This is a genomic window from Streptomyces thermodiastaticus (assembly GCF_014656135.1).
In the GTDB taxonomy this organism is placed as follows: domain Bacteria; phylum Actinomycetota; class Actinomycetes; order Streptomycetales; family Streptomycetaceae; genus Streptomyces; species Streptomyces thermodiastaticus.
Genome location: NZ_BNBV01000043.1, coordinates 5,681 through 32,140, shown reverse-complemented (window position 1 = coordinate 32,140; position 26,460 = coordinate 5,681). Strand labels below are relative to the sequence as shown.

Here is a 26,460-nt window from a genome sequence, read left to right as displayed (position 1 = left end):
CTCTCGCGTTTCCCTTTCCGGCGTTTCTGACTCTATCAGATCTCTTTCGAGCTGATCCCCGGTCAGCGGGGTTCGTCGTCCGGGCTGTTGGGCCCTTCCGACGCCTCAAACCTTAGCCGATTCCTTCCGCGATTCCCAATCGGGTCCTGGCGGATCCGGGCGTGGAAACGCGAAGTCCCGCGCGAATTGATTCCGGGCATGCCGAAATCGACCCGACGGGGTGATCGTGCTGAGAGTTGAGGTGCCGCTCGCGCGGCGAGGATGCTGCCCTGGAAGCTCGACGGCTCCGTGGCAACCCGAAGTACCTTACGGATCAGCGAGGGGTGCGTCAAGCCGTCGTATCAAGATTTTTTCAGTCCAGGTCGGTGAGCCGGCCGCCGGCGTCCGGCTGGGCGTGCTCGACCCGGCGCAGCAGCCTGGTCAGCACCTCGCCGAGGGTCGTGCGCTCCTCCGGGGAGAGATCCTGCAGCAGATCGCCCTCGAAGACGGATGCCAGGCGCATGGCCTCCAGCCACTTCGCGCGGCCGTCGGGGGTCAGCTCGACGATGACGCGGACCCGGTTGGACTCGTCGCGTTCCCGGGTGACCAGGCCCTCGGCGACCATGCGGTCGATGCGGTGGGTCATCGCGGCCGGGGTCAGTCCCAGGCGCTTGGCGAGGTCGCTGGGACCCATGCGGTAAGGCGGGCCGGAGAGCACCAGTGCCTTGAGGACCTCCCAGTCGGCGTTGGTGATACCGAGGGCAGCGGTCTGCCGGCCGTAGGCGACGTTCATGCGGCGGTTCAGGCGGCCGAGCGCGGAGACGATCTTCTCCACCTGGGGGTCGAGGTCCTGGAACTCGCGCTGGTAGGCGGCGATCTGCTCCTCGAGGGTCGGCTCGCTGCCGATGCTGCCGTCGGTCTCTCCCATGTCCGCAGTATCGCACGCGACTGATTGGCATTGAAGTCCTTCACTGTGTACTCTTTAGCTTCGAATTTTAGGTTCGAAGTCTTCAGATCTCACTACTGAGGCTCGGCAAGGATCTTGCCGCGACGACCGGAGAGAAGAGAGGGGAACGTGACCAGGGCGGTGGGTGCACCGATGCGCCGGATCCACGTGGGCAACGCACTCAGCGCGTTCGGGCTCGGTTTCACTGTCCCGTATCTGTACGTCTACGTGGCACAGGTGCGGGGGCTGGGATCGGTGACGGCGGGGCTGGTCCTCGCCGTGTTCGCGGCGGCCGCGCTGGTCGTACTGCCGTTCGCCGGCCGGGCGATCGTGCGGCGCGGTCCGCTTCAGGTCCTGCTCGCCGCCCTGGTCCTGGCCGCGCTGGGGTCGCTGTGCCTGGGGCTGTCGGGCGGGGTCGCACCGGTGCTGCTGTCGGCGGCCGCCCTCGGTGCGGGACAGGCGGTGATGCAGCCCGCGCTGGCCACGATGATCGTGGACTGCTCCACGGCGGAGAACCGGTCGCGGGCGTTCGCCGTGCAGTTCTTCCTGCAGAACCTGGGGCTGGGCGTCGGCGGCCTCATCGGCGGTCACCTGGTGGACACCACGCGGCTGCCCTCCTTCACCCTGCTGTTCTCGCTCCAGGCCGCGGTGTTCCTGCTGCTGGTGGTCCTGATGGCGACGGTGCGGACACCGAAGGCGCCACGGCTGCAGGAGACTGCGGCGCAGGCCGGCCCCGCCAAGGCGAGCCGGCGGCAACTGCTGGGCGACCGGACCATGGTGCAGCTGTGCGTGCTGGGCTTCGTGCTGTTCTTCGCCTGCTACGGGCAGTTCGAGTCGGGGCTGAGCGCGTACGGCGTGGAGGCGGTCGGGGTGTCGACGTCCACGCTGGGGACGGCGCTGGCCGCGAACACGCTGATGATCGTGGTGGCGCAGTTCGTGGTGCTGCGGTTCGTGGAACGGCGCCGGCGGACCCGGGTGATCGCCACGGTGGGCGTCGTCTGGGCCGTCGCGTGGGCCGTCGCGGCGTACGCGGGGCTCGGGCACGGCAGCCGGGCCATGGCGACGGTGGCGTTCGTGTCGACGTACGCGCTGTTCGGGCTGGGCGAGGTGATGCTGTCGCCGACGCTGGCGCCGCTGGTGGCGGATCTGGCGCCTCAGGGCATGGCCGGGCAGTACAACTCGGCGTTCGCCCTGGTGAAGCAGCTGGCGCTGGCGGTCGGCCCGGCGGTGGGCGGCCCGCTGGCGGCCGCGCTGCCGGGGCCGTACGTGCTGGCGTTCGTGGTGGTCTCACTGGCCGTCAGCGTGCTCGCGCTGCGGCTGGGCCGGAGGCTGACGGTCGTGCAGGACCACCCGTGGGCGGTGCGCGGCCGGGTGGTGGCGCGCGGCGGCCCCGCCGCGGAGACGATGACCGCGGACGCCTGAAGCCGGTCCTGTTCCCAGGGCGGTCGTCACCGTGGGTGGCGGCCGCCCTTGCGTGTGCCCGCTGTCCTGGTGGACGGCTTGCGACCTAGGGGTGTGCCTCCGGCAGCAGGAACTCGCACCAGACGGCCTTGCCGCCGCCGGGGGTGCGGCGGGCGCCCCAGTGGGAGGCGATGGTCGCCACGATCGCGATGCCGCGGCCGGACTCGTCGGCCGGCTGGGCCTGTCGGCGCCGGGGCAGATGGTCGTCGCCGTCGGTGACCTCGATGATGAGGCGGCGGTCGGTGCGGCGCAGGCGCAGCCGCATCGGAGGCGTGCCGTACTGGAGGGAGTTGGCGACCAGTTCGCTGGCCGCGAGGACGCCCGCGTCGTGCAGGTCGGGCGGGAAGCGCCAGCTGGTCAGGACACCGGAGGCGAAGGCGCGGGCGCGGGGTGCGGCCTCGATGCCGCCGAGCAGTTCGAGCGTGGCGTTGCGGAACAGCTCGCTGTCCGGGCCGGTACGGGCGGGATGCTGGAGGACGAGGACGGCGACGTCGTCGTCGTGGCCGGCCTGCAGGCCGGCCGAGCGGACCAGGCGGTCGCAGACGACCTGCGGGGTGCCGGTGGCGCCGGCCAGGGCGCGCTCCAGGGCGGAGATGCCCTCGTCGATGTCCTCGTCGCGGCGTTCGACCAGCCCGTCGGTGTAGAGCACGGCGGTGGCGCCGGGGGCGAGCGGGACGGAGCCGGAGGAGTGCATCCAGCCGCCGGTGCCCAGCGGGGGTCCGGTGGGCTCGTCGGCGCGGACCACGGTGCCGTTCTCGTCGCGGACGAGGATCGGCAGATGGCCCGCGGAGGCGTACACCAGCCGGCCCTCGTTGGGGTCGTGGACGGCGTACACGCAGGTGGCGATCTGGTTGGCGTCGATCTCGGCGGCGAGGCCGTCGAGCAGCTGGAGGACCTCGTGCGGGGGCAGGTCCATGCGGGCGTAGGCGCGGACGGCGGTGCGCAGCTGGCCCATGACGGCCGCGGCGCGCACCCCGCGGCCCATGACGTCGCCGATGACGAGGGCGGTACGGCCGCCGCCCAGGGTGATGACGTCGTACCAGTCGCCGCCGACGGCGGCTTCGGTGCCGCCGGGCTGGTAGGTGGCGGCGATGCGCAGGTCGTCGGGCTGTTCCAGGACCTGCGGGAGCAGAGAGCGCTGGAGGGTGACGGCGGTCTCGCGCTGGCTGCGTTCGCCGGCGCGCAGGCGTTCGGCGGCCTCGGCGTGGTCGGTGACGTCGGTGGCGAAGACCAGCACACCGGGCTCGGTGACGGGGCCGTCCGCGGAGCCGGAGTCGGTGACGGGGGTGCAGGTGAAGGTGTAGGAGCGGCCGTCGGGGGCCTTGCGGGACTTCAGGGTGCGGGACCTGCCGCTGCGCAGGACCTGGTCGAGCAGCGGAAGCAGGCCGAGGTCGCGCAGTTCGGGCAGGGCGTCGCGCGCGGGTTCGCCCAGGGGGCGGGAGCCGAACGCGGAGGTGTAGGCGGGGTTGACGTAGGCGATGCGGTGGTCGGGGCCGTGGACGAGGGCGACGAGCGCGGGGACGCGTTCGAGGACGTGGCGGGTGGGGAGGTCGTCCACGGCGAGCACCGTCGTCCGCCCGGTCGGCTGTTCGGCGCGGGCGGCGGGAACGGATCCGTCGGACCGGTGCTCCGGGGTGGTGGCCAGCGCGGTCCGTGCCGCGGCGCGGCGGTGGGTGCCGGGGAGTGCGGGGAGCCGGGCGCTCCAGCGCGTGAAGTTCACGAATCCTTGCCTCGTGTCTGTCGTCCCGGGCCGGCTCCGGGCCCGGTCAGGGGGGTGGGGGGACGTGCGGCGGTGACCGCGCGGGGTCGCTGCCCCGTGGGGGTGCGGCACAGCGGGGGTGGTCTTCGGTGGTCGGGGCGGACGGCCGGCCGCGCGGTGGTCGTCGACCAGTCTGGCAGCGCGGCCGCGAGCCGCCGACATCCGTGGGACGCGGGGCCGTACGGCGGAGTTCCTGGGTCCGGTCAGGAGGACCCTTTCGGGTTGATGTGCGGGTCGAGTGGATGCTTTCCCCTGACCGCGAGTTCGAATTCCGCCCGTGGGTGCTCCAGTGATCCGAGGGAGACGATCTCCCGTTTGAACAGGCCGGCCAGGGTCCATTCGGCGAGCACCCGGGCCTTGCGGTTGACGGTGGGCACCCGGCTGAGGTGGTAGGCGCGGTGCATGAACCAGGCCGGGTAGCCGATGAGCCGGTGCCCGCGGATTAGGGCGACGCCCTTGTGCAGGCCGAGGGAGGCGACCGAGCCGGCGTACCGGTGCGCGTAGGTCCGCAGCGGTTCGCCGCGCAGGGCGTGGGCGATGTTGTCGGCGAGCACCTTGGCCTGGCGGACGGCGTGCTGGGCGGTGGGGGCGGTGAGTGCTCCGGGCCCGGCCGCGGTGACGTCGGGGACCGCGGCGGCGTCCCCGGCCGACCAGGCGTGCTCCACCCCCTCGACGGTCAGCTGGGCGGTGCACTTGAGGCGTCCGCGGTCGTCGCGCGGCAGGTCGGTGGCGGCGAGCAGGGGGTGCGGCCGCACGCCCGCGGTCCACACGAGGGTGCGGGTCGGCAGGCGCTGGCCGTCGCTGAGGACGGCGACGCGGTCGGCGCACGACTCCAGGCGGGTGCGCAGCAGGACCTGGATGTTGCGACGGCGCAGCTGGGTGAGGGCGTAGCGGCCCATCTCCTCGCCGACCTCGGGCAGGATGCGGTCGGAGGCCTCCACGAGGATCCACTTCATGTCCTCGGGGGTGAGGTTGTGGTAGTAGCGGGCGGCGTAGCGGGCCATGTCCTCCAGCTCGCCCAGGGCCTCCACTCCGGCGTAGCCGCCGCCGACGAAGACGAAGGTGAGGGCGGCGTCGCGGATCGCCGGGTCGCGGGTGGAGGAGGCGATGTCCATCTGCTCGATGACGTGGTTGCGCAGGCCGATGGCCTCCTCGACGGTCTTGAAACCGATGCCGTAGTCGACGAGGCCCGGGACGGGCAGGGTGCGGGAGACGGATCCGGGGGCGAGGACGAGTTCGTCGTACGTCAGCGTCTCGGTGCCGCCCTTCTCCTGCGTGGCGGGGGTGGTGAGGTGTGCGGTGCGCCGCGCGTGCTCGATGCGGGTCACCTCGCCGGTGATCACCCGGCAGCGGCCGAGGACCCGGCGCAGCGGTACGACGACGTGGCGCGGCGAGATCGCGCCGGCGGCTGCCTCGGGCAGGAACGGCTGGTACGTCATATAGGGGTCGGGGGTGACGACCGTGATCTCCAGTCCGCCCCGGGCGATCTCCGGTCTCATCCGGTGCTGCAGGCGCAGAGCCGTGTACATCCCGACGTAGCCGCCGCCGACAACGAGAATGCGCGCGCGTTGCTTCACCATCCCATGACGCACCCGTGACTGCTGTTTGTCCACAGGCCCGGCAATGTGTATGACCGGCGGACGTGAGGGTCGGGTGCGGCCCGCGCGGCTGTGGAAAGGGGCATGTGTGCAGGTCAGCGGTGGTTCTCGGGGGTGGGTGCGGGGAGGCGGTGACGGCACCGGAGGGGCGTCCTCCGATCGGGCGGCGCTCCGCCCGGAACGGGCCTCTTCTTAATTGACGCACTCTCAACTATGTTCGTCTGTCGACGGGGTGTGGAGGAGGTGGCCGGGCGTCGAAGGGGTCCCGCCGGATCCCGGACGACGGCTCGGTCGAGCGTGCGTTCTCCGTTCCGTGCACCCGCGTTGCGCACAGGCGGGGAAGTCTCCGGGGGGAGACGTGATGTCCGGGGGATCACTCATGCACATTCAGGAGACTCGTTGGTCCGGCACGTCCGCCGTCGCGGCCGACGGCGGGGGGAAGGGCGTGACAGGGGGCGGCGGGCGCGGGCCGGCACCGGCGCGGACGACACCGCTGCGGGTGGACGCGCAGCGCAATCTGGAGCATGTGCTGCGGGCGGCGCGCGAGGTCTTCGGCGAGCTGGGCTACGGCGCGCCGATGGAGGACGTGGCGCGGCGCGCGCGGGTCGGCGTCGGCACGGTGTACCGGCGTTTTCCGAGCAAGGACGTCCTGGTGCGGCGCATAGCGCAGGAGGAGACCGCGCGGCTGACCGAGCAGGCGCGGGCCGCGCTGGGCCAGGAGGAAGAACCGTGGCAGGCGCTGTCCCGCTTCCTGCGCACCTCGGTGGCCTCGGGCGCCGGCCGGCTGCTGCCGCCGCAGGTGCTGCGGGTCGGTGTCGCGGAGGAGGCGGCCGCGGAGGGCGAGGCACGGGTGCCCGCGCAGCGGACGCAGCCGGAGAGCGGCCGGCCGAGGTCCGTGCGGGGTGCGGGTGCTTCCGTGGCCGGTGCGGCGGACCGGGAGCAGGACGAGGCCGGGGTGGCGGCGCTGCTGGAGGTCGTGGGCCGGCTCGTGCAGCGGGCGCGGGACGCGGGCGAGCTGCGGCCGGACGTGACGGTGTCGGACGTGCTGCTGGTGATCGCCACGGCGGCGCCCTCGCTTCCGGACGCGGCCCAGCAGGCGGCGGCCTCGGCGCGGCTGCTGGACATCCTGCTGGAGGGGTTGCGGTCCCGTCCCGCGTGAGCGGGGGCGTGCGCTCCGGCACACTCCCGCCCCATCACCTGTCCGGGTGAACTTTCGTCGTTCTGCGCGCGGGAGAGCCGCACGGACGGGTGGCGAATCGTTGCTGCCCGCCGTCCGGCCGCTGCCGCTGTGGCACGCTGACCCGGTGACAGGGACGGGCTCGGCGTGCGGCGGGGGCTATCGGCGATGAGCGCGGGCAGGCAGGACGAGCCTCACGGCGACGGCGAGGCCGACGCGGGCGGCACGCGCCGCCCGCAGGTACCGCGCCAGGGCGGACCCGGCAGCCGCGCGCGACGCAGGGTGGCCGGTGCCGTGCCGGCGCAGAACACCGGGCCGGTGCCGTCCACCGGCTCCCGGCCGCCGTCCGACGCCGAGCTGATCACCCGGATGCGCGGGGGCGACGACACGGCGTACGAGGAGCTGTACCGGCGCCACGCTCAGGCCGTGCGCCGGTATGCGCGGACCTGCTGCCGCGACGCCGACACCGCCGACGACCTGACCGCCGAGGTGTTCGCCCGCATGCTGCAGGCGGTCCGCGGCGGCGCCGGCCCCGAGCACGCGGTCCGCGCCTATCTGCTCACCACCGTCCGCCGGGTCGCCGCGCACTGGACCAGAACGGCCCGGCGCGAGCACCTGGTGGACGACTTCGCGGTCTTCGCCGCCCAGGCCGCCCGCCTGCTGGAGGCGTCCGACGACGAGGCCCTGGACCCGGGCGCCGAGGTGCGGGCGATGCGGGAGGCGGAGCGGTCCCTGGCCATGCGCGCCTTCCGGTCGCTGCCCGAGCGGTGGCAGGCCGTGCTGTGGCACACCGAGGTGGAGGACGAGTCGCCCAGCCAGATCGCCCGCCTGTTCGGGCTGGACGCCAACGGCACCCGGGTCCTGGCCAGCCGGGCCCGCGAAGGCCTGAAGCAGGCCTATCTGCAGGCCCACGTCAGCGCCGCACTGACCGACGACGAGGAGTGCGCCCGCTACGCCGACCAGCTCGGCGGCTGGGCCAGGGGCAAGCTGCGCGGCCGCGCCGAGCGGGGTCTGCGCAAGCACCTGGCGGAGTGCGCCCGGTGCCGGCTCGCGGCCGTGCAGATCGAGGAGGTGGCCGGCGGCATCCCCGCCGTCGTTCCCGTCGCCGTCATCGGCTGGTTCGGCGCGGCCGGCTACGCCAAGGCCCTCGGCATCGTCGCGGGCGGCGCCGGTGCCGCGGGCGCGGCGGGAGCCGCCGGGACGGCCGTGGCCGGCAACGGTGCGGCCGCCGGGAGCGGTTCGCCGGCCGGCGGCGGTGCGTCCTCCGAGGGGCTGGGCACCGCGGTGAAGGCCGGCGTCGCGGCCGGTGTCGTCGCCGTGGCCGCCGCAGCGGCCGCCGTCGCCCTGGTCGCCCACCGGACCCCGGCCGCGAAGCCCCAGGCGGCACCGCAGGCACCGTCCTCCGTCTCCCCCGTGCTCCCGCAGGCGCCGTCCCCCGCGGCCCCGCCCGCGCCCGTGACTCCTGTGGCACCGGCCCCCGTTCCGCCCGAGCCGTCGTCCCGCCCCGCCTCGAAGCCGCCGGCCGTCCCCGCCGCGGTGCGCCCGGCCCCGGCCCCCACCCGCACGCCCACCCCGTCGCCGTCCCCCACACGCACCTCGGCACCCACGCCCCGGCCCACACCCGTCCCCACCCCCACGCCGTCCCCGACGCCCACCCCGGTGCCGACCCCCACACCCACGTCCCCGCCAGCCCCGGTGGTCTACGCACTGAACCGGCTGCACTACGACGTCACCGGAGACGGCACCGCGCCCGAGATCCGTCTGCGGGACAGCGGGTGGATCTGGCGACGGCACAGCCAGTGGATCGGCCGCACGCGCTACCGCCACGGGGTGACCGTCCACGGCCGGTCCACGGTGACCGTGGACCTCGACCGCCCGTGCTCGGCCTACCAGGCACGAGTCGGCGGGGACGACCTGACCGCGGGCCTGGGCGGCGGGCTCACCTTCTCCGTGTACGCCGACGGCGTCCGGCTGTGGACCGGAACACCGGCGCCCGGCGGGCCCGCCCTGCCCGTCCGGGTGGACCTCACCGGCCACCGCACCGTACGGCTGGTCGTCGAGCCGCACCGCCCCCTCGGCCGCCTGGCGCTCGCGGACTGGGCGCAGGCACGGTTCACCTGCCCCTGACGCCGCCGGCGATCCTGGCCGGTCGACGCAAGGCGAGCCGCGCGGCGGTTCAGCGGCCGGCGGGTGCACAGCAGCGCCCGGCCTCCTCCAGTTCCGCCAGCACGCCGTCCGGGGTGAGGGCGGCGCCCCGGGCGCGCTCGGCGGTGCGCTGCTCGACGGTGAGGGCCGCGCGGGCGGCGGCCTCGACCCGCTGCGCCCGAGCCTGCTCGGGCACGCTGCGGGGCAGGCCGTCACGCCAGTGACCGGCGGCCGCGAGCAGCCGCAGCGCGCGGGGCACGTCGCCCAGGTCGGCCAGCGCCCGCGCCCCCGTCTCCGCGAGCGCCGCCGTGACGATCCGGGAGCACCGCTGCTCCACGGCGAGGCGCAGTGCGTCCGCCAGCAGGACAAGCCCCCGCTCGGGGCCGGACTCGCCGACCGTGATGCACCCGCCCACACCCCGCAGCACCGCCTCGAACTGCGGAGGCGGAGTGCTGCGCCGGCTCTCCGCGCGGGCCTCGTCCCAGTGGGCGCGCGCCCCGGCCAGGTCCCCTTCGTCCAGGGCGATCTGCGCGCGCAGCAGCAGGACGAACGCCCGGGAGTCCGCCACCCGGTACCGTTCGGCCGCGGCGCCCGCCTCGTCCAGCACGGTCAGCGCACCGGCGCGGTCACCCGAGCGGTAGGTGATCTCCCCGAGCCGGGCCAGCAGGAACGGCGCCTCGGCGTGCGCGCCGACCTCGTGGGCGAGGCGCAGTGCCTCCTCGTACTCCACGCGCGCCTCCTCGTACCGTCCGCGGGTCATGGCGGCCTCCCCGGCGGCGCCGCACACCTGTGCGCGCATCCAGCGGTCGCCCACGCGCCGGCTGATCTGCCGCAGCTCCGCCAGGTCGGCGTCGGCACCGCTCAGGTCGCCGGGCGCGTCGATGACCATGTGCGTGCGGAACATCAGGGTCGTCCCGACCTCCCAGTCGCCGCCGTGCGCACGACAGGTGTCGACGGCGGCGTCCAGCGCGGGCGCGATCGCGCCGGGGTTTCCGGCGTAGTGCAAGGTCATCGGCCAGAGGATCCCCGGGAACCGGGCGGCCCGCGGCCCGCCCCCGGCGAACGAGGCGCGCACCGCGGCCACGTACCGCTCGAACCGCTCGTCGCGCAGCGTGCCCGCCAGCTCGGACTCGGACGTCAGGAACAGGTGCAGCATCCTCAGGTCCATCCGCAGGGCGTGCAGCGGGTGGTGCCGCTCGTCCTCGGCGGCGAGGAAGGCGTCGACCGGGTCGGCACAGCCGGGCGTCCCGCCGACCGGTGCGGTGCCCGGGGCTTGGCCGGCGTCGAGGGCCGCGCCCAGGCACAGCACGCGCCGGACCCACTCGGCGCCCTCCCGGCGGTGGTTGCGCAACCACCAGAACCACCCCATGGCCACGACGACGGCGCCCGCGTCCTCCTCGTCGCCGGCCAGCAGCGCGCGGTCGAGGGCCGCCCGGATGTTGTCCAGCTCGGTCTCCAGCCGGGCGATCCACGGCAGTTGGGCGTCCGACCGGAGCAGCGGTGCGGCCCGCTCGGCCAGCGCACGGGCCCAGGCGCGGTGCCGGCGTTCGGCCGCGGCCCGCAGCCCGGGGACCTCGGCGGCGCGCTCCTCGGCGTACTCGTGGATGGTCTCCAGCATGCGGTAGCGCATGCCGTCGCCGTCCTGACCCGGGGTCGCGCCGATGAGGGACTTGTCGACGAGCGAGCCGAGGACGTCGGCGACGGGGCCGGTGCACACGGCTTCGGCGGCGGCCAGGTCCCAGCCGCCGGCGAAGACGGACACCTCGCGCAGCACGGTCCGCTCCCGCTCGTCGAGCAGGTCCCAGGACCAGTCCACGACGGCCCGCAGGGTCTGCTGGCGGGGCAGGGCCGTCCGGTTGCCGGCGGTGAGCAGGCGGAAGCGGTCGTCGAGCCGGTCGGCGATCTGCCGCGGGGTGAGCAGCCGCAGCCGGGCGGCGGCCAGCTCGATGGCGAGCGGCAGGCCGTCCAGGCGCCGGCAGATCTCCTCGACGGCGTCGGTGTCGCTCAGCAGGGTCTCGGCGTCGGGACTGACGAGGGCGGCGCGTTCGGCGAAGAGGCGGAGCGCCTGGTCGGTGGGCAACGGCTCGACCGGGCGGACCACCTCGCCGGGGACGCCGAGGGGTTCCCGGCTGGTGGCGAGTATCGTCAGCTGCGGGCAGCGGGTGAGGAGGGTCTCGGCGAGGCCGGCGGCCGCGTCGACGACGTGCTCGCAGTTGTCCAGGACCAGCAGCATGCGGCGCCGGGCGCAGTGCTCGACGAGCCGGGCCACGGGATCGTCCTGCGGGGCCGCCAGCTCGTTGGTCATCAGCACGGTCTGCCTGAGGCCGAGCGCGCTGACCACCGCGCCGGGGACCGCCTCCGGCCGGTCGAGCGGGGCCAGCTCCACCAGCCAGGCGGACGGCGTCCTGACGGCTGCCTCCTCGGCGAGACGGGTCTTGCCGGACCCGCCCGGCCCGGTGAGCGTGACCAGCCGGAAGCCCTGCAGATCGGCACGCAGCGAGGCGAGTTCGCGCTCCCGGCCCACGAAGGAGGTCAGGCGGGGACGGATGGTGCCGCTGCCTGCGGGCGGGACGGTCTCGCCGGGTGCCACTGCCGAAGAGGTCGCGCCGGGTGCCGCTGCAGAAGAGGTCGCGCCGGGTGCCGCTGCCGACGCGGACGCGTCTGCCGGCGCGGACGGCGGTGCGGACGCCGCGGAGTCCGTGACGCCCCGCGCTCCCGGCCCCCGCACGGGACCTGCCGGGTCCGTCTCCGCCGCCGCGTCGTCCGGGGCGGCCGGAACATCCCGGGAGACCCGGGCCCCTGGCTCCCCCGGAGACCGGTCCCGGGTGAGCAGTTCGGCGTGCAGGGCGCGCAACTCGGGCCCCGGGTCGGTGCCCAGGGTGTCGGCGAGGGCACGGCGGACGCGGTCGTAGGCGGACAGGGCGTCGGCGCCGCGGCCGGTGTCGCGCAGGGCGCGGATGAGCAGGCCGTGCAGCGGCTCGTCGAGCGGATGGGCCGCCGTGAGTTCCGCCAGCTCGGGCAGCACCTGCTGGGCGCGGCCCAGCCGCAGCGCCGCCTCGGCGCGGGCGCGGCGGGCCTGCAGGAGCAGGGCTTCGGGGCGGGCGGCAGCCGCCGTGCGGTCGGGCAGGTCGGCGAGGGCGGGCCCGCGCCACAGGGCGAGCGCGGAGTCCAGGGCCCGGGCCGCCGCCTCGGCGTCACCGTCGTCGAGGGCGGCGACACCGTCCCGGACGAGCCGTTCGAAGACGAACAGGTCGACGTCCTCGCGCTCGGCGGCGAGCCCGTATCCGCCCGCCGCGGACCGGACGGCCTCGCTGCCCAGCACCCGGCGCAGACGGCCGACCAGGGCCTGCAGCGCGGCCACCGCGTCCCGGGGCGGGGCGTCGCCCCACACCTCGTCGACCAGGACGCCCACGGGAACCGGCCGCCCGGGCCGCAGGGCCAGCGCGGTGAGCAGGGCGCGCAGGCGGGGGCCGCCCACGGGTACAACTGTGCCCCGGTCGTCCTCCGCCTGGGTGACGCCCAGAATGGTGTACCGCACCGGGTCATTGTCCCCGGGAGGGAACGCGGGGGCACCCGCTGTGCCGTCGGCCGCCGCGCCCCGGCCACCACCCGCCCCCGCTGCGACGCACGCGCCCCGGCCACCACCCGCCCCCGCTGCGACGCACGCGCACCGGCCACCACCCGCCCCCGCTGCGACGCGCCCCCGTTACGACGGCCCCGGCTACGACGCGCGCCCGCCGGAGGCGAGCAGCCCCCGCTGGGGTGTGATGCCGGCGGGCACGGCACGCGCCCGGCTCGGGGTGCCGGTCCAGCAGGTGCCGCGGCGGGTCAGCAGACGCCGCAGCCACAGTTCCATGGAGACCAGGTGGGCCAGGCCGTCCAGCGGCAGCGGCGCGCCCTGGGCCGCGGCCCGCACGGCCTTGCGCACCACGCGCGCCTCGATCAGCCCGGCGTCGGCGAGCAAGGGGGTGGCGAACAGGGAGATGAGGTCGTCGGCCGCCCTGCGCAGCCCGGCGCGGGCGGCGGCGGACGCCTCCGCGTGGGAGGGGGCGCCCCAGCCGGGGGGCAGTTCGCCCACTCCGGCGCCTTCCAGGACGGTGCGCAGAACGGCCGCGCGCGCCCCGGGCCGGACCCGCAGTGCCTCCGGCAGGGCGCGGCAGGCGCGCACGACCTGGTTGTCGAGGAAGGGGGCATGCAGCCGCTGGGAGCGGATCTCCGCCGCCTGCTCCAGGACCCGCAGGTCGGCGGCGTGCCGGGCCAGGGCGGCACGCGCGCGGTGGTCGCCCGGGCGCTGGCCCGGTCCGAACGTCGCACGGCCCGTCGCACTCTGCAGGCGAACCGATACTTCAGCCAGGGCCTCGCCTGTCAGCCAGCGTGCGGCGGGCCCGGGTCTGGCCCAGGTCAGGGCGGCGAGCGAGGCGCCCGCGGCACCCGCGGGCTCGTCGAGGCGGCGGTACAGCAGCCGGTCCGCGAGCAGTTCGATGCCGGCCCGGTACGGCGTGCGGGCCAGCCGGCGTGCCGCGGCGTAGACGCGCGCGGGGACCGTCACCGATCCGTCGGCCTTGGCCAGGGCGGCGACGGGCCGGACGAGATGGCGCCGTTTGCGGTCCATCAGCAGGTCGGCCAGGCGCGCGGGATGGGCGTCGAGCACCTGGCGGGCGCCGTGCCCGGTGAAGTGGTCGGCGCTGCCCGCGGCCAGGCGGGCGCGGTGCCGTGCCGCGGTGACCAGCGCGGCGCCGGGCTCGTCGGTGAGCGGGCCGTCCAGGACGGCGTACGGCAGGACGTCCTCGCCGCCGGTGACGACCACATGGTGCAGGCGGGGGTTGGCCGCGATCGCGCCGGCCCGCTCCAGTTCCGCCTCGCCGCCGCCGGTGACAAGGTCGTTGAAGGTGACGGCCAGCAGGCGTTCCCCGGCGCCGGTGCCGTGGCCGTGCAAGGTGCCGGGGTTGCCGGGCAGGCCGGCGGCGAGCAGCGCGAGCGTCGCCGAGGCCGGTCCCCCGGACAGGTCCGCGCCCACGCCCGGCACCGGCATGCCGCGGGCGGCCCGGCGGTCGGCGGGGCCCATGCCGGGCACCGGCCCGGGATCGACGGCGGGCACATGGCGGGGTGCCGCCAGACGGACCCGGACCGCCTCGACCAGGGCGTCCCGGACGGCGTCCACGGCGCTGCGCGGGTCGGCCGGGGGCGCCGCCACGGCGAGCGAGGCCACCGGTTCGTACCCGGCGATCTCGGCGGCACCGGTGCGCAGGATCAGGGCGTGCCCCGGCGGGACGCGCCGCACCCCGGCATAGGGCGTGGAGTCCTGCAGCGCGGCGGGCACGTCCGGGGCGGCCAGCAGGGCGGCGAGGTGGGCGATGTCCAGGTCGGCCTCGACGAGGTCGGCCAGCGGCAGCGCGGCCGTCGCGTACGCCGTGCCGCCAGCCCACGGGGTGTGGAAGACGGGGCGGGCGCCGGCGAGGTCGCCGCAGACGGTGATGCGGCGGCCGACCTGGACGACGGCCGTGTAGCTGCCCGGCCAGGCGGTCAGATGGCGCAGTGCGCCCCCGCGCGCGGCGAGCAGGCCGATGCGCAGCTGTTCGTCGGAGGCGCCGCAGAGGCCGAGCACGGCGATCCTGGTCTGCGCGTCGGCTTCGACCAGCCGGATCTCGTCCGGACGCCAGTCGCCGACCGCCCACAGCGGATCGGGGTCGCCCCACAGCAGCTGGGACCCCACGGGAGACAGGGTCTCGCCGTCGTAGCCGGCGGCACCCGCGGAGCCGAGGCCGCCTGTCCTCGCGGCGGCGCTGCTCCACCCCACCAACCACCGCATCGACGCCTCCACGGCCTGTGGACATCCAGTGCACGGTACGAACCGGGTCCCATGCTGCCACGAAGAGGGCGCACGGGCGGGCAGGCGCAGCGACCGTCATGGCACCTGGTGCGCCCCCCGTGCGCCCGTCCGCGGCGTCGAACGACCGTGCCTGACAAGGGAGATGACGGTATGGGCAGGCTGCGGCGGCGGTCCGGCACACGTCGGCCGCCCGTCCGCCCGGCATGTGCCCGCCGACCTGAATGCGCCCCCTGATGCGCCCGGCCCGGCACCCCGTGCGCGAGCAAGTGCCGTGGTGAGGAAGGGAGTTGATGGCGAGAAGCTGGATCGATTTTCAGCCAAATAGTGAGAACATACCGCAGGCGTGGGCACGCTCCGTGCATGCCGCGCACCACGCGCGGCCGGCGCGCGGTCCGGGAGACGGAGGACGCCTCCCGGACCGTTCCGCCGCCCGCGGGGATCGAAGCGGCGGTGTCCCCCAGCCCACTGGCTCCAGTACAGCGGGCCGACCCACGCGCATCCATGGAACCGCTCTCCGGCCGGCCGAAGGAGAGCGCACACACAGGCGCACGGCCACACAACGGGAGCACACGGCGACGGTGCGTGAGGACCCCGTCCGGCCGCGCGGGCCACATTCCCGCCATCCGGCAGAATGCCCCTTAACGCTTGGGATGCGGCGAACTACGCTGGGTTTACGAATGCCGCGGGGTTATGCCAAGCGGCAGCCGTCTGTGTCGAGGGGTGGCGCATGTCCAGGGAGCAACGCGGGCCGAACGAGAAACTCGGCGCCGTTCTCGCCCTCGCGGGGATCAGCAACGCAGGGCTCGCGCGACGCGTCAACGACCTCGGCGCCCAGCGCGGGCTGACTCTTCGCTACGACAAGACCTCGGTGGCGCGCTGGGTGTCGAAGGGCATGGTGCCGCAGGGCGCCGCGCCGCACCTCATCGCGGCCGCCATCGGGCAGAAGCTCGGCCGTCCGGTGCCGCTCCACGAGATCGGCCTGGCCGAGGCGGATCCCGCGCCCGAGGTGGGTCTCTCCTTCCCCCGGGACGTCAGCCAGGCGGTGAAGTCGGCGACCGAGCTGTACCGGCTCGACCTGGCCGGCCGGCGGGCCGGCTCGGGCAGCATCTGGCAGTCGCTCGCCGGGTCGTTCGCGGTCAGCGCCTACGCCACTCCCGCCTCCCGGTGGCTGATAACCCCGGCCGACAGCTCGGTGGCGCGCGAGGCCCCCGTGACAGAGGGTTCCGGCGCACCGGTCAAGGTCGGCCACAGCGATGTGCAGAAACTCCGGGAGGCCGCCGAGGACGCCAGGCGCTGGGACTCCAAGTACGGCGGCGGCGACTGGCGTTCGTCCATGGTGCCCGAGTGCTTACGGGTGGAGGCGGCACCCCTGCTGCTCGGCTCGTACTCCGACGAGGTGGGCCGGGCCCTGTTCGGGGCGAGCGCCGAACTGACCCGCCTCGCCGGCTGGATGGCCTTCGACACCGGCCAGCAGGAAGCCGCGCAGCGCTACTACATCCAGGCGCTGCGGCTGGCCCGAGCGGCGGCCGACGTGCCCCTGGGCGGCTATGTGCTGGCGTCGATGTCCCTGCAGGCCACCTATCGCGGCTTCGGCGACGAAGGCGTCGACCTGGCCCAGGCCGCCCTGGAACGCAACCGCGGCCTGGCCACGGCACGCACCATGAGCTTCTTCCACCTCGTCGAGGCCCGCGCCCACGCGCGCGCGGGAGACGCCCAGGCGGCCGGCGCCGCCCTGAAGGCCGCGGAGAGCTGGCTGGAGCGCAGCCGGGACGGCGACAACGACCCCTCCTGGCTCGGCTTCTACGGCTACGACCGGTTCGCCGCCGACGCCGCCGAGTGCTACCGCGACCTCAAGGCGCCCCGGCAGGTCCGCCGCTTCACCGAGCAGGCCCTGTCCCAGCCCACCGAGGAGTACGTCCGCTCGCACGGCCTGCGCCTGGTCGTCTCCGCGGTGGCCGAACTGGAGTCGGGGAACCTGGACACCGCCTGCGAGCAGGGCGTACGGGCCGTGGAGGTCGCCGGACGCATCTCCTCGGCGCGCACCACGGAATACGTCAAGGACCTGCTGCACCGCCTGGAGCCCTACGGCGACGAACCGTGCGTGGCGGAGCTGCGCGAGCGCGCCCGGCCCCTGCTGATGGCGCCGGCCTGAGCCGTACGGACCCGGCCCACCCCGGGGATGCGGACGGCCGGTCCGCGGTGGGCAAGGCCTCGGTCCGGCCGCTTGGGCCGGACCGCCGCCCGGCCGGAGCGGTCTCTCCTTCTTCGTCGTCCGCGTTCTTCGTCCACGTTCGTCCACGACCCACGTTCGTCCACGACCGCGCACCGGAGACGTCACACACCTCCACGCACCGGAGACGTCACCACCGCCGCGCACCGGCGGCTTCGTCCGCGGCCGCGCACCGGGGACTCCCGCACGGCTCCGGCTCATGAGCCGGCTCCCCCGCGCCCGGCAACACCCGCCCGCCCGTCGAAGGCGCTCGCCGGGGTGCCGGACGGGCTGCGTTCTCCTGTTCTTCCCGGCATTGTCAGTGACGCAGTGCACGATCGGATCCGGGAGGTGCAGCGGGTGCGGGACAGGATCGCTCATGACTGTGACGTGCTGGTGGTCGGCGGCGGGATCGTCGGCCTGTCGACGGCCTGGGCGATCACACGCGCCGCACCGGGCACGCGCGTGACCGTGCTGGAGAAGGAGCCGGACCTGGCCCTGCACCAGACGGGACGCAACAGCGGAGTGATCCACAGCGGGATCTACTACCGCCCCGGCTCCCTCAAGGCGCGCTACGCGGTGCGCGGCGCCGCCGAGATGGTCACGTTCTGCGCGGAGTACGGCATCGCCCACGCCGTCACCGGCAAGCTGATCGTCGCCACCGGCCGGGAGGAGCTGCCCCGCCTGCACGCCCTGGTGCAGCGCGGCCGGGAGAACGGCATCCCGGTGCGCGAACTGGGCCCCGCCCAGATCACCGAGTACGAGCCCGAGGTCCGCGGAGTCGCCGCGATCCATGTGGGCACCACGGGGATCTGCGACTACACGGGGGTGGCCCGGCAGTTGGCCGAGGCTTCGGGCGCGCAGATCCGCTGCGGGGCCCGGGTGGTCCAGGTGGACCGGCGGCCCGAGCTGGGGGTGGCGGTCCGCACGGCCGCCGGCGACGTGCTGCGCGCACGCGTCCTGGTGAACTGCGCGGGGCTGCACTGCGACGAGGTGGCCCGGCTGGCCGGTGACGACCCGGGCGTGCGGATCGTGCCGTTCCGCGGGGAGTACTACACGCTCGCCCGCCCCGAGCTGGTGCGGGGACTGGTGTACCCGGTGCCGGATCCGGCGTTCCCGTTCCTCGGGGTGCATCTGACCCGGGGCATCGACGGCAGCGTCCACATCGGACCCAACGCGGTGCCGGCGCCGGCCCGGGAGGGCTACGACTGGTGGGTGGTCCGGCCCCGGGAGCTGGCGTCCACGCTGAGCTGGCCCGGCAGCTGGCACCTTGCGCGCCGGCACTGGCGCCACGGGGCCGGGGAGCTGCGACGGTCGGTGTCCAGGGCTGCGTTCACCGAGGCGGTGCGGCGGCTGCTGCCCGGGGTGCAGGAGGCGGATCTGGTGCCCGCGGCGGCGGGCGTGCGCGCCCAGGCGGTGCTGCGGGACGGCACGCTGGTGGACGACTTCCTCATCCGGCAGGGCGTCCGGACGGTGCATGTGCTCAACGCGCCCTCGCCGGCCGCCACCGCCTCTCTGCCGATCGGCAGAGAGGTGGCCCGCAGGGCGCTGGACGTGCTGGAGCAGGTGCGGTGAGCCGGACTCCGCCCGGTTCCGCGGCCGGCCGCCGGCCCGAGCCGGCCGGCCCCGGGCCCGTGAACGGAACGAGCAGGCCGGTCCCGGGCCCGTGAACGGAACAAGCAGGCCGGCCCCGGGCCCGGTGGACCGTACAATCGGTGTCACCGTGTCTGAATCTGTGCAATCCCACATCTCCGAAGTCTCCGGTGCCGCCTTTGCCGGGGCGTCCGTGCCCCGTGGCCGCGCCAAGGGCGAGCCGCGGTTCCCGGGCGGGCCCAAGGCCGACCCGGCCGGATCGCACTTCGAGCGCCGGATCCGCAGCTTCCAGCCGCGCCGCAGCCGGGTCACCGCCGGCCAGGCGGACGCCCTGCGGCGGCTGTGGCCCGTGTGGGGACTGGACATCGACGGACAGCGGGTGATCGACCTCGCCGAGCTGTTCGGCAACACCCGCCCCGTGGTGCTGGAGATCGGGTTCGGCATGGGTGAGGCCACCGCACGGATGGCCGCCGACGACCCGGACACCAACATCCTCGCCGTCGATGTGCACACCCCCGGCCAGGGCAATCTGCTGAACCTCGCCGACCGGAACGGGCTGACCAACGTCCGGGTCGGCAACGGCGACGCGATCATCCTGCTGCGCGAGATGCTCACCCCCGACTCCCTCGACGGGCTGCGCGTCTACTTCCCCGACCCCTGGCCGAAGAAGCGACACCACAAGCGGCGGCTGATTCAGCCGGAGTTTCTGACGCTGGCCGCCACCCGGCTCAAGCCGGGCGCGGTGCTGCACTGCGCGACCGACTGGGAGCCGTACGCCGAGCAGATGCTCGACGTGCTGACCGCCCACCCCGACTACGAGAACACGGTGCCCGAGGGCGGCTTCGCCCCCCGCCCCGCGTTCCGGCCGCTGACCCGTTTCGAAAGCCAGGGCCTTCAGAAGGGTCACGTGGTGCGTGACCTGCTGTTCCGTCGCGTCCCGCACCGGGACGCGGCCACCGGCCGGGGGTGAACGACAACCCCGTCGCGGGCGGCTCGTTCCCTCGTTAGGGTCATGACGTGGCCATCAGTCCCCCGTACCCGACCCATCCCGACGGCCCTGCGCCCTACGGCGGCCGGCCAGGACACCGGCACTGGTGGATGCGGCGCCGGGTGCGCTACGGCGCCCTCGCCGCTCTGCTCGCCCTGTCCGGGCTGGTCATCCTCGCCCTGGTGAGGCGCCAGACCGGCACCGAGGGATTCCTGGTGGGTCTGGGGCTGGCCGTGCTGCCGGTCCCCCTGCTGACCGCGGCCTTCCGCTGGCTGGACCGGGTCGACCCCGGCCCCTGGCGGAACATGGTGTTCGCCTTCGCCTGGGGCGCCTGCGCGGCGGCGCTCATCGCGATCGTCGCCAACAGTTTCGCGACCCGGTGGATCGCGACGGCCACCGCCGACCCGTCGGGCGCCGACACCCTCGGCGCCACCGTGATCGCCCCGGTGGTGGAGGAGTCCGCGAAAGCCGCCGCCGTCCTGCTGATCTTCCTGTTCCGCAGACGCGACTTCACCGGCATCGTCGACGGCGTGGTGATCGCGGGCGTGACCGCGACCGGCTTCGCGTTCACCGAGAACATCCTCTACCTGGGCACCGCGTTCGGCACCGACCAGCTCACCGGCGGCCAGGGCATCGCCTCCGCGACCCTGGCGACCTTCGTCGTCCGCGTGATCATGTCGCCGTTCGCGCACCCGCTGTTCACCGTCCTGACCGGCATCGGCTTCGGCATGGCGGCCGCCCTGACCGGGGACCGCGGCCCCACCGGACAGCAGCGGCAGCTCCGCCGCTACCTGCTGCCGCCGGCCGGACTGCTGCTCGCGATGGGCATGCACGCCCTGTGGAACGGCTCGTCGAGCTTCGGCCGGTTCGGCTTCTTCGCCGTCTACGTCGCCTTCATGGTGCCCGCGTTCGGGCTGCTGACCTGGCTGGTCATCTGGTCCCGGCAGCGGGAGCTGCGCACCGTGCGCGAGGAGCTGCCCGGGTACGCCGCCGCCGGGTGGCTGACCCCCGCGGAACCCTTCGCGCTGGGCTCCCTGCGGGCCCGCCGACTGGCCCGTGACTACGCCGGACGGCACCTGGGCACGTCCGGTGCGCGGGCGGTGGCCGAGTACGAGGCCTACGCGACCTCGCTGGCGTTCCTGCGCCGCCGGGGCCGTCTGGGCCGGGCCGGGGCCGACTTCGTGGCACGGGAGCAGGCCCTGCTGCACGAGATGTGGCGGCGGCGCGAGGTGGCCCAGCCGGCCCTCGACCACGCGGCCCGCATGACCGCACCGCCGGTGCGGGTGGCCGCACCCCCGTGGCCGGTGTACGGGGTGTACGGGCAGTCCCAGCGGTACCCGCACACCCCGCCGGCCGGGCAGCCGCACCCCTTCCCCGGCCCGGCAGCCCCCGTCACCGGACCCACCGCGGCACCCCAGGGGCCGGCTGCACCGCCCGCCGCCCCGGGACCCCAGGGACCGGCAGGCCCCTACGGCCCCTGGCACGGCCACGACCCCCGGGCCCCGCACCAGCCCTGAGGCCGGGCCCGCACCAGCCCTGGGACGGCGGCCCGGGCATGCCGGCCCGGCCCTTCGGCGTACGCAGGGCCGGCCCCGCCGACGGGAACCGGCCCTGCCCTGTCTGCTCTGTCTGCTTGGATCTGCCTGCTTGGTCCGCCCGGACCGCTCAGGCCGAGGCCCGGTTCAGCTCGGCCAGGTCGTCGTCCGTCAGCTGCACATCCGCCATGGCCAGCAGCGCCGGGAGCTGCTCCACCGTCCGCGCCGAGGCGATCGGGGCGGCCACCGTCGGCTGCGCCGCCAGCCACGCCAGCGCCACCGTGGCGACCTCGGCGCCGTGCCGCTGGGCCACCTCGTCGAGCGCGGCGAGGACCTTCCGCCCGCGCTCGGTCTCCAGGTGCGCGCCGGCACCGCTCGCCCGCGCGCTGTCGACCGTGACACCGGGCCGGTACTTGCCGGTGAGGAAGCCCGCGGCCAGCGCCCAGTACGGCACGGCGGCCAGCCCCCAGCCCCGGGCGACGTCCCGCAGCTCGCCCTCGTAGGTGTCGCGCGAGACCAGGTTGTAGTGCGGCTGGAGCGCCACGTACCGGGCCAGCCCCTCCCGGTCGGAGAACGCCAGCGAGGCCCGCAGGCGCTCGGGGGAGATGTTGGAGGCGGCGATGTACCGGACCTTGCCCGCCCGCACCAGCTCGTCCAGCGCGCCGATGATCTCCTCGACCGGCACCTCGGGCTTGTCGTAGTGGGTGTAGTACAGGTCGATGTAGTCGGTGCCCAGCCGCCGGAGGGAGGCGTCGGCGGCGGCCTTGATGGTGGCCGCGGACAGGCCCTGGAACTCCGGGTGCTGACTGACCTTGGTGGCGATGACGACGTCGGAGCGCCTGCCCCGCTTCGCCAGCCACCGGCCGATGACCGTCTCCGACTCGCCGCCCTTGTTGCCCTCCACCCACGCCGAGTACGAGTCGGCGGTGTCGATGAAGTTGCCGCCCGCGGCGGTGTACGCGTCCAGGACGGCGAAGGACTGCTTCTCGTCGGCGGTCCAGCCGAAGACGTTGCCGCCGAGGCAGAGCGGGAAGACCTCGAGGTCCGACGGACCGAGCGTGCGCACAGAAGTCATACCCACGTCAACACCGGCCGGGCCCGTTCATTCCGTCCTCCGCCGTGCCCGTCGGCAAAGATCACGCAAACGGCCCCCTCGGGGCCGGGCCACGCCTACGGCTGGAGTCCCTTGCCCTGCAGCCACGCCATCGGGTCGATGCCGGCGGCCTGCCCGTCCGGGTGGACCTCCAGGTGCAGATGCGGGCCGGTCACGTTGCCGGTGGCGCCCACCCGGCCGATGACGTCGCCGGTGTTCACCTTCTGGCCGACGGACACGGTGATCGACGACTGGTGGCAGAACCACAGCTCGGTGCCGTCGTCCAGGGTGAGGACCGTGCGGTAGCCGTAGGCCCCGGCCCAGCCCGCCTGGGTGATGGTGCCGCTGTGGATCGCCTTGATCAGGGTGCCGGTGGGTGCGGCGAAGTCCAGGCCGGTGTGGTGGCCGCTGGACCACATCGAGCCGGCCTGACCGAAGGTGGAGGTGATGGTGTACGACGAGGTCGGCAGCGTGTACTGCTTGGCCAGCCGCGCCAGCCGCTCCGCCTCGGCCTTCTTTTCGGCCTCCTCCTCCGCCTTCTGCTTCGCGGCGGCGGCCTCCTTCTGCGCCTGGGCGGCGGCCTGCTCGGCCTGCCGGTCGGCGGCGGCGTCGGCCGCCTCCTGCGCCTTGATCTCGACCTGGGCCCGCTGCTGCTCGGCCTGGGCGATGATCCGGTTGCGCAGCGCCTCTCCGGCGTCGGTGCTGCCGGCGGCGGTGTTCCCGTCGGCCTCGGCGGCGACCTCGGTGACATCGCTGAGCGCGGTCGCGGAGCCCTGCTCGGTGCCGGTGTGCTGCGCGGAGGTGTCGAGCAGCGAACCCACGGACGGCAGGTCCGGCAGGGAGATGGACACCGGCGGCTTGCCCGGGTTGGCGCTGGCCATGCCGCCCGCTCCTACGGCGGCGATCACACCCACACCGAGCACGGTGGAGCTGCGGGCGAATCCGCCGCCGCGCTGCTTGACGACCCGGTGCCGGCCGCGCACCGGACGGACCAACTCCTCGGTGGGGTTCCACTCCGTCCAGGTGCCCTCGTCGGGCTGCCGGGCGTCGTAGCCGAAGGTCCCGGTGTGCGGGCTCGGCATGAACGGGGCTTCGGGAGCAGGCCGGTTGGACGCCACGGAGGCGCACTCCTTTCCTTCCGTCTCGCCTACCGGGTTAGCTGACGGGTTCGGAGCAGGAAGGTCTCCTACGCGCGTCAACTGCCGTGCAAAACAGGGCAGTCGGGCCCGATTCACCCCTGGTGGATGGTTCCCCGGTTCCCTTGCGGGATTCGGCGTGCGCGCGCGGAGCCGCCTCTTGTGACGGCTGGGACGACCGCGCTGCGTTATCGAACGTTAATAGACGCGAGGCACCGTTTCCAAGCCCGTACGGCTTGTTCCTTGCAGCTTTTCAGGCCAGGGCATCTGCGTCATCGCGGGCCGAATCAGGGCGAGTTGACCTGGAAATCCGGCCAACGACGACCGGAAAACACACCCTGGCGCACGCCAACGGCATGTGACATTTCGTCAGTCGTGATGCAGACGGGGACGAGGTGACCACACACCGTCACCGTCCGGCACCTGCCACGGACCCGCACCACGCCTCACGCACCGACAGACACCCGCCCCGACAGGACCCTGCCCGCCCCACCGACAGGACCGGCCGCCCGCACCACTCAGGGCCGCACAACACTCAGGGCCGGAACCCTGATCGGATTCCGGCCCTGAGTTTTCAGTAGCGGGGACAGGATTTGAACCTGCGACCTCTGGGTTATGAGCCCAGCGAGCTACCGAGCTGCTCCACCCCGCGTCGGTACGTATCAAGTGTACGCCATGCGCGGCAGTGCTCGCACACACCCCGGCGAGGCCCTCGTCGCGCATCCGGCCCCCGGCCGCCGCGGGGGCACCGCTCACCCCAGCAGATGCCGGTTCGGCTCCCGTGCCGCACCGGCGAACTCCGGCAGTTCCACGACCTCGACACCCTCGCGCACCAGCAGCCCGGCCCCGTCGGCGCCCGGCACGAACGTGTCCGGCTCCCGCCAGGCCGTGACGACCCGCCGCACCCCCGCATCCAGGATCAGCCGGGCGCACGGACGCGGCCGGGAGGCGCGTCGGGCGCACGGCTCCAGGCTGCTGTAGACCGTCGCACCCGGCAGCCGCGGATCCGCGGGGTCGATCTTGGCCAGCGCCGCCTCCTCCGCGTGCACCACCGGGTCACCGCCCTCACGCGAGTGCGCACGGGCCAGCTCGGTGCCGTCGGCCGCGACCACCACGGCCCCCACGCTGAACGCGGTCCGCGACGGCGGGCACTGCGCCGCCAGCTCGCACGCGATCCGCAGCCAGTGCCGGTCCGCGGGCACGGCACCCGCCCCGGTGCCGGGCTCGGTCGGCTCGTACCGCATCAGGACGACGTCCCCGACGGCCCGCGTCTCCAGCAGGCGCAGCCGCCCGCTCTGATACGCCCCCGGCCCGAACATCCGCGGCGCCCGCGGATCCCCGACCAGCAACGGCGCCACCACCAGGTGTATCTCGTCGACCAGCCGGCGCTGCAGCAGCTGAGTGTGCACCGTGCCGCCGCCCTCGACCATCAGCCGGCGCACCCCGCGGACGTCGTGCAGATGCTCCAGCAGCCGCCGCCAGTCCGGCTCGGCCCCCAAGGCCACCACATCGGCGGCGACACCGGCCCGCCGCAGACGCCGGGCACCCTCGTCGGAGGTGTAGACGACCTTCTCGCCGCCCGTGTGCCAGAAACGCGCCCGCGGATCCAGATCGCCGGAGGCGGTCACGGTGACCTTCAGCGGATGCTCCGGCCGCCCGCTCGCCACCCGTGCCGCGCGCCGCTCGGCCGAGGCCACCAGCAGCCGCGGGTTGTCGGCCCGCAGGGTGCCCGCCCCGACCAGGAGCGCGTCCACCGACGCCCGCACCTCGTCGACCCGGTCGAAGTCGGCCGGCGAGGACAGCAGCAGACGGTCGGGGCCGGCGTCGTCCAGGCAGCCGTCGAGGGAGACGGCGGCGGACAGCAGGACGTGGGGCAGAGGCATCGACGCCCTCTTTCCTCGCGGGCCGCCGGCCACAGGGGGCGACGGCACAGACGGAGCCGGACAGGACGGAAGCGGCCCCGCGCCCCGACAGGCCCCGGACCGCCCCGGTCCAGTCTCGCTCAGCCCCGCCCGTCCTCGTAGCCCCCGCCGCCCGTCCTCGTAGCCCCGGCCACGGCCTCGAAGCCGGCCTCTTCACCCCGCCGAGGAGATCGCGGCTGACGGCTGGGCCCCTGCGGTCCCGAGCGACGAAGGCGGACGGCAGCGCGCACACGATCACGTCGGCGCATCCGCTCACGCATCGTTCACGCACGAGCCGAAAGACGACGCAGCGCCCGAGTCGACCGAGGCCGACCCGAGCGCTGCGTAGCAGGTCAGAGGGGGTGACCCCCTCCCCCGCAGCGGTAGGCCCTGTGGGACTCGAACCCACAACCAATGGATTAAAAGTCCACTGCTCTGCCAATTGAGCTAAGGGCCCAGGGCGATGGTGCCTCCCCGAGCATAGCCCGAGGAGGCCGCCGCGCAGATCGGGTATCGGCAAGCCGGCGCCTGCGCGTCACGGATCGGCCGGTCGGCGGGTGTCCGGCGCGGGCTGTCCGGCGGGCGCGAGCCGGGCCGTGGGGCGTGACGTACGCCACCTCTCCAAGGCGGTCACTGCCGGGCGGCCGATGGAATAGGGCCCGTACGCACCTGGTCGTACGGGCCCTGTCAGCCTGCCTCACACGGCGTCAGCCGCTGCGCTTCCAGCGCGGCTTGTCCTCGCGGCGGCCGAAGGAGCCGCCACCACGGTGGTCGTCCCGGCGGCCGTAGGGCCGCTCGTGGCCGCCCGAGCGGAAGCCGGGGCGGTCGTCACGGCGGTCCCGGTTGAACGGGCGGTCGCCGCCCCGGTGCCCGCCCCGCTCGTCGCGCCGAGCCGGACGGTCGTCCCGGCGGAAACCGCCACGCTCGTCCCGGCGGTCGAAGGAGCGGGGGGCACGGTCGCGGTCGAAACCACGGTCGCGGTCGCGGTCCCCGCGGTCGCGGTCGAAACCACGGTCGCGGTCACGGTCCCCGCGGTCGCGGTCGAAACCACGGTCGCGGTCGCGGTCCCCGCGGTCGCGGTCGAAACCACGGTCGCGGTCACGGTCCCCG

Annotated in this window: 15 protein-coding genes, 2 tRNA genes, 1 pseudogene and 1 riboswitch; of the genes and pseudogenes, 7 read left to right on the top strand and 11 right to left on the bottom strand. The window is 74.6% G+C overall.

Annotation, left to right across the window (positions count from 1 at the left end; all coding sequences use genetic code 11):
• Positions 1-352: 352 nt before the first annotated feature.
• Positions 353-907, bottom strand: coding sequence for a MarR family winged helix-turn-helix transcriptional regulator (locus IE286_RS25635; RefSeq protein ID WP_189799145.1), 555 nt, complete (start codon positions 905-907; stop codon positions 353-355).
• A 171-nt stretch (positions 908-1,078) separates the two neighbouring features.
• Here IE286_RS25635 and IE286_RS25630 point away from each other — a divergent pair, with 171 nt between their 5' ends.
• Complete coding sequence (locus IE286_RS25630; RefSeq protein ID WP_189799147.1) at positions 1,079-2,347, top strand: MFS transporter; 1,269 nt, start codon at positions 1,079-1,081, stop codon at positions 2,345-2,347.
• Between the two features lie 85 nt (positions 2,348-2,432).
• Here IE286_RS25630 and IE286_RS25625 read toward each other — a convergent pair whose 3' ends face one another.
• Together IE286_RS25625 and IE286_RS25620 are read right to left on the bottom strand one after the other, a co-directional pair.
• Positions 2,433-4,106: an ATP-binding SpoIIE family protein phosphatase gene (locus IE286_RS25625; RefSeq protein WP_189799144.1), complete on the bottom strand. Its 1,674-nt coding sequence runs from the start codon at positions 4,104-4,106 to the stop codon at positions 2,433-2,435.
• A 242-nt stretch (positions 4,107-4,348) separates the two neighbouring features.
• A complete protein-coding gene (locus IE286_RS25620; RefSeq protein ID WP_189799143.1) occupies positions 4,349-5,725 on the bottom strand; it encodes an NAD(P)/FAD-dependent oxidoreductase in 1,377 nt (458 codons plus the stop codon).
• A gap of 397 nt (positions 5,726-6,122) precedes the next feature.
• On the opposite strand from IE286_RS25620, the gene IE286_RS25615 reads away from it, so the two are divergent.
• Positions 6,123-6,902 (top strand): TetR/AcrR family transcriptional regulator, encoded by a 780-nt coding sequence (locus IE286_RS25615; RefSeq protein ID WP_189799142.1) that lies wholly within the window; start codon positions 6,123-6,125, stop codon positions 6,900-6,902.
• Between the two features lie 186 nt (positions 6,903-7,088).
• On the top strand, positions 7,089-9,047 hold the full coding sequence (locus tag IE286_RS25610; protein ID WP_189799141.1) for a sigma-70 family RNA polymerase sigma factor: 1,959 nt from the start codon (positions 7,089-7,091) through the stop codon (positions 9,045-9,047).
• A gap of 49 nt (positions 9,048-9,096) precedes the next feature.
• Here the strand turns inward: IE286_RS25610 and IE286_RS25605 are convergent, their stop codons facing one another.
• Both IE286_RS25605 and IE286_RS25600 read right to left on the bottom strand, forming a co-directional pair.
• Complete coding sequence (locus IE286_RS25605; protein WP_189799140.1) at positions 9,097-12,603, bottom strand: AfsR/SARP family transcriptional regulator; 3,507 nt, start codon at positions 12,601-12,603, stop codon at positions 9,097-9,099.
• A gap of 183 nt (positions 12,604-12,786) precedes the next feature.
• Positions 12,787-14,874, bottom strand: coding sequence for an asparagine synthase-related protein (locus IE286_RS25600; RefSeq protein WP_189799139.1), 2,088 nt, complete (start codon positions 14,872-14,874; stop codon positions 12,787-12,789).
• Positions 14,875-15,622: 748 nt separating this feature from the next.
• Between IE286_RS25600 and IE286_RS25595 the strand changes: the two genes are divergently transcribed.
• The 4 genes from IE286_RS25595 to IE286_RS25580 all read left to right on the top strand — a co-directional run bounded on the left by IE286_RS25595 (position 15,623) and on the right by IE286_RS25580 (position 21,202).
• The gene (locus IE286_RS25595) at positions 15,623-17,047 is read left to right on the top strand and encodes an NsdA family TPR-like regulatory protein (RefSeq protein ID WP_189799138.1); all 1,425 of its coding nucleotides are present in this window, start codon (positions 15,623-15,625) and stop codon (positions 17,045-17,047) included.
• A 387-nt stretch (positions 17,048-17,434) separates the two neighbouring features.
• Positions 17,435-18,679 (top strand): L-2-hydroxyglutarate dehydrogenase, encoded by a 1,245-nt coding sequence (lhgD, locus tag IE286_RS25590; protein ID WP_229863722.1) that lies wholly within the window; start codon positions 17,435-17,437, stop codon positions 18,677-18,679.
• 172 nt (positions 18,680-18,851) lie between these two features.
• Positions 18,852-19,667 (top strand): tRNA (guanosine(46)-N7)-methyltransferase TrmB, encoded by an 816-nt coding sequence (gene trmB, locus IE286_RS25585; protein ID WP_229863731.1) that lies wholly within the window; start codon positions 18,852-18,854, stop codon positions 19,665-19,667.
• A gap of 47 nt (positions 19,668-19,714) precedes the next feature.
• Positions 19,715-21,202, top strand: coding sequence for a PrsW family intramembrane metalloprotease (locus IE286_RS25580; RefSeq protein WP_189799136.1), 1,488 nt, complete (start codon positions 19,715-19,717; stop codon positions 21,200-21,202).
• Between the two features lie 148 nt (positions 21,203-21,350).
• Here the strand turns inward: IE286_RS25580 and IE286_RS25575 are convergent, their stop codons facing one another.
• From IE286_RS25575 to IE286_RS25550, 6 genes and pseudogenes are all read right to left on the bottom strand, one after another.
• Positions 21,351-22,295, bottom strand: a complete 945-nt coding sequence (locus tag IE286_RS25575) for an aldo/keto reductase (RefSeq protein ID WP_189799135.1) — start codon at positions 22,293-22,295, stop codon at positions 21,351-21,353.
• Positions 22,296-22,390: 95 nt separating this feature from the next.
• A complete protein-coding gene (locus IE286_RS25570) occupies positions 22,391-23,431 on the bottom strand; it encodes a M23 family metallopeptidase (RefSeq protein WP_189799134.1) in 1,041 nt (346 codons plus the stop codon).
• A gap of 11 nt (positions 23,432-23,442) precedes the next feature.
• A riboswitch (cyclic di-AMP (ydaO/yuaA leader) is annotated at positions 23,443-23,599 on the bottom strand.
• A 428-nt stretch (positions 23,600-24,027) separates the two neighbouring features.
• Positions 24,028-24,101, bottom strand: a tRNA-Met gene (locus IE286_RS25565).
• A gap of 100 nt (positions 24,102-24,201) precedes the next feature.
• Positions 24,202-25,332, bottom strand: a complete 1,131-nt coding sequence (locus IE286_RS25560) for a dihydrofolate reductase family protein (RefSeq protein ID WP_189799133.1) — start codon at positions 25,330-25,332, stop codon at positions 24,202-24,204.
• 402 nt (positions 25,333-25,734) lie between these two features.
• A tRNA-Lys gene (locus tag IE286_RS25555) sits at positions 25,735-25,807 on the bottom strand.
• A gap of 250 nt (positions 25,808-26,057) precedes the next feature.
• Positions 26,058-26,460 (bottom strand): annotated as a pseudogene (locus tag IE286_RS25550) (DEAD/DEAH box helicase); the annotation flags it as partial.